This is a genomic window from Pseudomonas sp. PS02303 (assembly GCF_029959925.1).
Taxonomy (GTDB): domain Bacteria; phylum Pseudomonadota; class Gammaproteobacteria; order Pseudomonadales; family Pseudomonadaceae; genus Aquipseudomonas; species Aquipseudomonas mandelii.
In genome coordinates this window covers 1-6,987 of the sequence record NZ_JASCOM010000293.1, presented here as the reverse complement: position 1 = coordinate 6,987, position 6,987 = coordinate 1, and the positions used below count along the sequence as shown (strand labels likewise).

General features: G+C 62.0%; 4 protein-coding genes. 2 read left to right on the top strand and 2 right to left on the bottom strand.

Annotated elements, in window-relative coordinates; translation table 11 throughout:
* Positions 1 to 170 precede the first annotated feature (170 nt).
* Positions 171 to 1,106, top strand: coding sequence for a LysR family transcriptional regulator (locus tag QMX98_RS30695; protein ID WP_077748864.1), 936 nt, complete (start codon positions 171 to 173; stop codon positions 1,104 to 1,106).
* 105 nt (positions 1,107 to 1,211) lie between these two features.
* Here the strand turns inward: QMX98_RS30695 and QMX98_RS30690 are convergent, their stop codons facing one another.
* Together QMX98_RS30690 and QMX98_RS30685 are read right to left on the bottom strand one after the other, a co-directional pair.
* Positions 1,212 to 2,894 carry a methyl-accepting chemotaxis protein gene (locus QMX98_RS30690; protein WP_010458566.1) on the bottom strand — a complete coding sequence of 561 codons (1,683 nt, stop codon included), beginning with the start codon at positions 2,892 to 2,894 and terminating at the stop codon, positions 1,212 to 1,214.
* Between the two features lie 117 nt (positions 2,895 to 3,011).
* On the bottom strand, positions 3,012 to 4,328 hold the full coding sequence (locus QMX98_RS30685; RefSeq protein ID WP_162179694.1) for a Na+/H+ antiporter NhaC family protein: 1,317 nt from the start codon (positions 4,326 to 4,328) through the stop codon (positions 3,012 to 3,014).
* Between the two features lie 406 nt (positions 4,329 to 4,734).
* On the opposite strand from QMX98_RS30685, the gene QMX98_RS30680 reads away from it, so the two are divergent.
* Positions 4,735 to 6,882, top strand: a complete 2,148-nt coding sequence (locus tag QMX98_RS30680; protein WP_221108910.1) for a methyl-accepting chemotaxis protein — start codon at positions 4,735 to 4,737, stop codon at positions 6,880 to 6,882.
* Positions 6,883 to 6,987 lie beyond the last annotated feature (105 nt).

Genomic DNA, 6,987 nt, shown 5'->3' with positions numbered 1-6,987 from the left:
CGAAGGCGTCGTATCAGTCGACATTTCCAACGTCTGACACGCCGCCTTCGCGAGCAAGCTTCGCTCCTGCCAAGGGGCTGTTGTGGCAGGCATTATCGGCTGGCGATCTTTTGCGATAAATGGGAGCATCCCGACAACACTTTTGCGCAACTCGCACAGCAGGATCGACCATGCATGGCCTCAACGAGCTTGGATTCAAGGCACTTCGGCTGTTTGTCGCGGTGCTCGACCATGGCAGCTTCTCCGAAGTCGCCCGCCGCGAGGGCCTGGCGCCCTCGTCGATTTCCCGGCAGATCCAGCTGATGGAACAAGCCTTGAACCAGCAATTGCTCTACCGCCACACGCGCGCCGTCACGCCCACCGAAGCCGGCCGCATGCTCGGTCATCACGCGCGGCTGGTGCTGGTGCAACTGGAGGAAGCCGAACAGGCCTTGCAGGAGCAGCAAAGCGAACCCAGCGGGCTGGTGCGGATCAATGCGCCGGTGGTCTTCGGGCAACGGCATCTGACGCCGTGGCTGGGGCTGTTGTGCGAGCGCTATCCGAAACTGCAACTGGATATCCAGCAAACCGACAGCTACGTCGACCCGTTGCAGGAAGGCGCCGACTTGCTGTTCCGCATTGGCCCGCTGCACGATTCGAGCATGCAGGCGCGGATCCTGGCGCCCCATCGCTTTCAAGTGGCCGCCAGCCCGGCCTACCTCAAACGCCATGGCACGCCGCACCATCCCGAAGAATTGGCGGCGCATCAGTGCCTGGCCTACAAGGGCGTGGCCGGGCAGCAACGCTGGTTTTTCCGCAAGGACGCGCAGGACTGGACGCCCTACTCCGTCAAAGGCCCGATCACCGGCAACCACGCCGACACGCTCACGCAAGCCGCCGAACAAGGCCTGGGGTTGGTGATGTTTCCGTCGTGGCTGATCGGCGAGGCGGTGCGCAACGGCACGCTGGTGCCGGTGCTGGGGGAATATCAGGTGTCCAACAGCCTCGAACCGCAGCAGATTGCGGTGCTGTGGCCAGGTAGCCGACGGTTGTCGGTGAAGGTGCGCACGGTGATTGATTTCTTCGTGGAGTGCTTCGGAACGGTGCCCTACTGGGACAGACCCTGACACCAAACAAACCCTGTGGGAGCGAGCCGGCTCGCGATGGGGCCGGCACATCCAACATTAATATTGGCTGACAGACCGCTATCGCGAGCAGGCTCGCGTCGCTTGTCAGATCCGGAACTGGCCGACCAGTTTGCCCAGGCGCTGGCCGAGGTCGGCGAGGCTGCGTGAGGTCTGGGCACCGAGTTGGGTTTCGTCGGCAACGCTGTCCACCGCCACGGCGATCTGATGCACGCTGCGGTTGATCTCTTCGGCCACGGCGGTCTGCTCTTCAGCCGCGCTGGCGATTTGCGCGTTCATCGAATTGATGGTGCCGATCAGCTGGGCCATGGTGTCCAGCGATGCGCCGGCTTCATTGGCCTGGGCCGAGGTGCCATCGCCCGCTTCGCTGGAACGACGCATCGCTTCCACCGCCGATTGGGTCCCGGCCTGCAAGCGGTCGATCATGCCCTGGATTTCCTGGGTGCTGATCTGCGTGCGGCTGGCCAGCGCCCGCACTTCGTCGGCCACCACTGCAAAACCACGACCGGCTTCACCGGCACGCGCGGCTTCAATGGCAGCGTTCAGTGCCAGCAAGTTGGTCTGTTCGGCAATCGAACGAATCACCCCCAGCACGCTGACAATCGACGACACGTCCTTTTGCAGGCTGTCGAGGGACACGCCACTGCTGCGGATGTCGTTCACCAACGCATGAATCTTGACGATGCTGCCGGCCACCACACGCTTGGCGGCCTGGCCTTCTTCGTCGGTTTGTTGGGCCGCTACCGCCGCGTTTTGGGCGCTTTTCGCCACTTCCTGAGCCGCCGCCGACATTTCGTTGATCGCCGTGGCGACCTGATCGGTCTCGTGGCGCTGACGCTCCATAGCCTGATCCGAGCGCTGGGCCTGGTCGGAGACCTGATTCACCAGGCCGGTCAGTTGCGACGTCATTTCGGTGATCTGACGCACCAGGCCGTGGATCTTGTCGACAAAGCGATTGAACGAGCCGGCCAGTTCGCCGAGTTCGTCCTGGCTGGTGATGGTCAGACGACGGGTCAGGTCGCCCTCGCCCGCCGCGATGTCATCGAGGTTGGCTTTCATCAGGTTCAGCGGACGCAGAATGGTATTGGCCAGCAGCATCCCGGCTGCCGCGATCACCAGCAGCATCACCACGGCGATACCGACGATGGTCAGCACCACGCCTTCCATCCGCTCCTGCACCTTGGCCTGGACCAGCGCGACTTGCGCCTCGATACCATCAAGGTTCACCGACGTACCGACCGCCATGTCCCACTTCGGCAGGTATTCGGTGTAGCCCAGTTTCGGCACCAGCACTTGAGTGTTGCCGGGCAGTGGCGAGCTGTATTGCAGGTAGTGGGTGCCGTCTTTGGCGACTTTGACCAGGTCGCGGTTGACGTAGACGCCGTTCGGGTCGCGGTTGTCCTTGAAGCTCTGGCCCACGCCTTCCGGGCTGTTGGCCTTGAACAGGCGCACGGTGTTGGAGTCGTAGCCGAAGAAGTAGCCGTCCTTGCCGTAGGTGATGCTCGACAACAGCTTGATCACCTGCGCCCGCGCCGCGTCATCGCCAGGGGTGGCCGCGTCGTAAAGCGGTTTGATCGTGGTCATGGCCACGGCCACGTAACTTTGCAGGGTGGCCTTGGCATCGCTGAGCAGGCGCTGGCGGGTTTCCTCGACTTCCTTGCTGGCCTGCTCCTGCAGAATGAACAGCGTGGTCAGGCTGATGACTAGCGCAAAGAGCAACACCGGGAGAACAGCAAGGGACAGGACTTTAGCCTTCAGGCTCATGCGCATGACGGTTCACTCTTTTGATTTTGTTGGCGTGGTTAAGGCTTTAACGGCACGCCAACGAAAAACTGTAGGAGCCAGCGGCATCGGATCGCCGAACCGCTGGCTCCTATGGAAGTGAAATCAGAGGACCATCGCGGCCACCCAGCCGAACGCCAGCAGCGGCAGGTTGTAATGCAGGAAGGTCGGGACCACGGTGTCCCAGATGTGGTGATGCTGGCCATCAATGTTCAGACCGGAGGTCGGGCCCAGCGTCGAGTCCGAGGCCGGCGAACCGGCGTCACCCAACGCACCGGCCGTGCCGACGATGCACACGATCGCGATCGGGCTGAAACCCAGCTGCACGCACAACGGCACGAAAATCGCCGCCAGGATCGGCACGGTGGAAAACGACGAGCCGATGCCCATGGTCACCAGCAGGCCGACCAGCAACATCAACAGCGCGCCGACGCCTTTGCTGTGCCCGATCCACGACGCCGACGTTTGCACCAGCGTCTGCACCTGACCGGTGGCTTTCATCACTTCGGCGAAACCCGAGGCGGCGATCATGATGAAACCGATCATCGCCATCATTTTCATGCCTTCGGTGAACAGGTCGTCAGTGTCGCGCCACTTCACAATGCCCGACACCGAAAAGATCAGGAAACCCGCCAGCGCACCAATGATCATCGAGTCCAGCAGCAGCTGAATGATGAACGCCGCCGCGATGGCCACACCGGCGACGATCAGGCTCAGCGGGTTGTACTCCACCGCGACTTGCTCGACTTTCTCTATCTTTTCCAGGTCGTAGACGCGCTTCTTGCGATAGCTGATAAACGCCACCGCGAGGCCGACAACCATGCCCAACGCCGGAATGCCCATGGCATGGGTGACGTTGATGCCGCTGATATCGACGCCGCTGCGCGCAACGTTGGCCAGCAGGATTTCATTCAGAAAGATGTTGCCGAAGCCCACCGGCAGGAACATGTACGGCGTGATCAGGCCGAAGGTCATGACGCAGGCGATCAAGCGGCGATCCAGTTGCAACTTGGTCAGCACATATAGAAGCGGCGGCACCAGCAGCGGAATAAAGGCGATATGTATCGGCAGAATGTTCTGCGAAGCGATGGCCACCACCCACAGCAAGCCGATCAGCAGCCACTTGACCTGGCCGCCACCGCTGGCGTGTTGGCGATCCACCATCAGCAGGGCCTTGTCCGCCAGGGCATGGGCCAGGCCGGACTTGGCAATCGCCACAGCGAACGCACCGAGCAAGGCGTAGGACAACGCCACCGTCGCCCCGCCGCCGAGGCCACTATTAAAGGCTTTCAGGGTGGCATCGATGCCCAGGCCACCGGTCAGCCCCCCCACCAGGGCGCCGACAATCAGCGCGATCACTACGTGCACGCGGGACAGGCTAAGGACCAGCATGACGCCGACCGCGGCAATTACAGCATTAATCATCGTTACCTCAGGGCAAGCGAAATGAGCTCAGCCGGCAGTCTGCGAAGCGCCGCCAGCAGATCAAGGAATGGGTTTTATTAGAGGGCGCGCACTGTGCCGCAGAGTCGGCCCGGTGTCAAAGCGCATGGGCCGACCTGTATGTAACGGGCCACGAAATACCTGTGGCGAGGGAGCTTGCTCCCGTTCGACTGCGCAGCAGGCGTAAAACCTGCCGATGCGTAGTGGCTGACGGAATGCCAGGGGTCGCTTCGCAACCCAACGGGAGCAAGCTCCCTCGCCACAGGTAAGCGTTCTCGCCACAAAATCAGCGGCGAGCCTTATTCGGATGCCGGCATAAAGAAAGGTGAATCGTGGCCGTTACAGTGCAAAGTCTCAGATAAATATCGAATAAGGACGTCTCTCCATGTCGCTCAGACAACTTTCCATCCAATGGAAAATCACCCTGCTGGCCGGGCTTTGCCTGGCCGGCATCGTGACCCTGCTGGTGGGTCTTTCGCTGTATCGCATGGAGCACAGCTCCGAGATGGTGAAAGCCTCGAGCATGGAGATGCTCACCGAAGCCGCTCAGGCCCGGATCGAATCCCAGGGGGAAAACCAGGCGCTGGTGATTCGTCAGCAGTTCATGGACGCCTATCAATACGGCCACGGCTTTTCGCGCCAGGTGCTGTTCCTGCGCGACCAGGCGGAAAAGCGTTTTCTGGACGCCTTCGACCTGCGTGAAGACCTGACCCGCCAGGTCAAGTCGGCGCTGCAAGCCAACCCGGATTTGCTCGGCCTGTCCCTGGTGTTCGAAGCCAACGCGCTGGACGGCAAGGACGATCTGTTCTCTGGCCAGGCTGAACTGGGCAGCAACGACAAGGGCCGTTTTGCCCTGTATTGGTCGCAACCTGTGCCTGGCAAAGTGACCTCCATGGCGCTGCCGGAAAGCGACATGGCCGACACCAAGGCCGGTCCCAGCGGCGAGCCGGCCAACGCCTGGTTCACCTGCCCGCGCACAACGCTCAAGCCGTGCGTGATCGAACCGTATTTCTATGTGATCGACGGCCAGCAGGTGCTGATGACCAGCATCGTGTTCCCGCTGATGGTCAACGGCAAAGTCATCGCTTCGCTGTCGGTGGACATCAACCTCAACAGCTTGCAGGCCATGAGTCAGGGCGCGAGCAAAAAGCTCTACGACGGCCAGACCCGCGTCAGCATCATCAGCCCGGTCGGCTTACTCGCCGGTTACAGCGCGGACGCCAGCAAACTCAGCCAGCGCCTGGACACCGTGGACACGTCCGACGGCACCGAGCTGATTCGCATGCTCGCGGCCAGCAGCACCACCGAAAGCCTGCACAGCAACCAGCAACTGAAAGTGCTGTCGCCGTTCCAGCCGATTCCCGGCGGGAAATCCTGGGGCGTGTTGCTCGACGTGCCGGAAAAAGTCCTGGTCGGCCCCGCCGAAACCCTGAAAAACCAACTCGATGACAGCAACCGCAGCGGCACCCTGATTGAGCTCGGCCTCGGTGTACTGGCCGCGCTGATTGGCTTGCTGCTGGTGTGGCTGATGGCGCGCAGCGTGACCAGACCGATCCTCGGCGTGGCGCACATGCTCGAAGACATCGCCAGCGGCGAAGGCGACCTGACCCGACGCCTGGCTTACGACAAGCAGGACGAACTGGGCCAGTTGGCTGGCTGGTTCAACCGCTTCCTCGACAAGCTGCAACCGATCATCGCCGAAGTGAAACGCTCGGTGCAGGACGCCCGCAGCACCGCGGATCAATCCTCCGCCATCGCCACGCAGACCAGCGCCGGCATGGAGCAGCAATACCGTCAGGTCGATCAGGTCGCCACCGCCTCCCACGAAATGAGCGCCACCGCCCAGGACGTCGCCCGCAGTGCCGCGCAAGCCGCCCAGGCCGCGAAGGATGCCGACCAAGCGACTCGCCGCGGCCTGACCGTCATCGACCAGACCACCACCAGCATCGGCAACCTCGCCGCCGACATGAGCGCGGCCATGGTGCAAGTGGAAGGCCTGGCGGCCAACAGCGAGAAAATCGGTTCGGTGCTGGAAGTGATTCGCGCCATTGCCGAACAAACCAATCTGCTGGCCCTCAACGCCGCGATCGAAGCGGCCCGCGCCGGTGAGGCCGGACGAGGTTTTGCGGTGGTCGCCGATGAAGTGCGCAACCTGGCGCGACGCACCCAGGAGTCGGTTGAAGAAACCCGCGTTGTGATCGAGCAATTGCAGTGCGGCACGCAGGACGTGGTTGGCTCGATGAACAACAGCCATCGCCAGGCGCAAGGCAGCGTCGAGCAAGTGGGCCAAGCGGTGACAGCGCTGCGCCAGATCGGCGAGGCGGTGACGGTGATCAGCGACATGAACCTGCAGATTGCGTCTGCGGCCGAAGAGCAGAGCGCGGTGGCCGAGGAGATCAACAGCAACGTGGCGACGATTCGCGATGTGACGGAGTCGCTGTCGGGACAGGCGAATGAATCGGCGCGGGTGAGTCAGTCACTCAATAGCCTGGCGAATCAGCAGCAGAGTCTGATGGATCAGTTTCGCGTTTAACGCCGTTATCGCGTCCACTGAAGATCAAAGTGGGAGTGAGCCTGCTCGCGATTGCGGTTTGTCAGCCAACAGAGATGTCGACTGACACACCGCTATCGCGAGCAG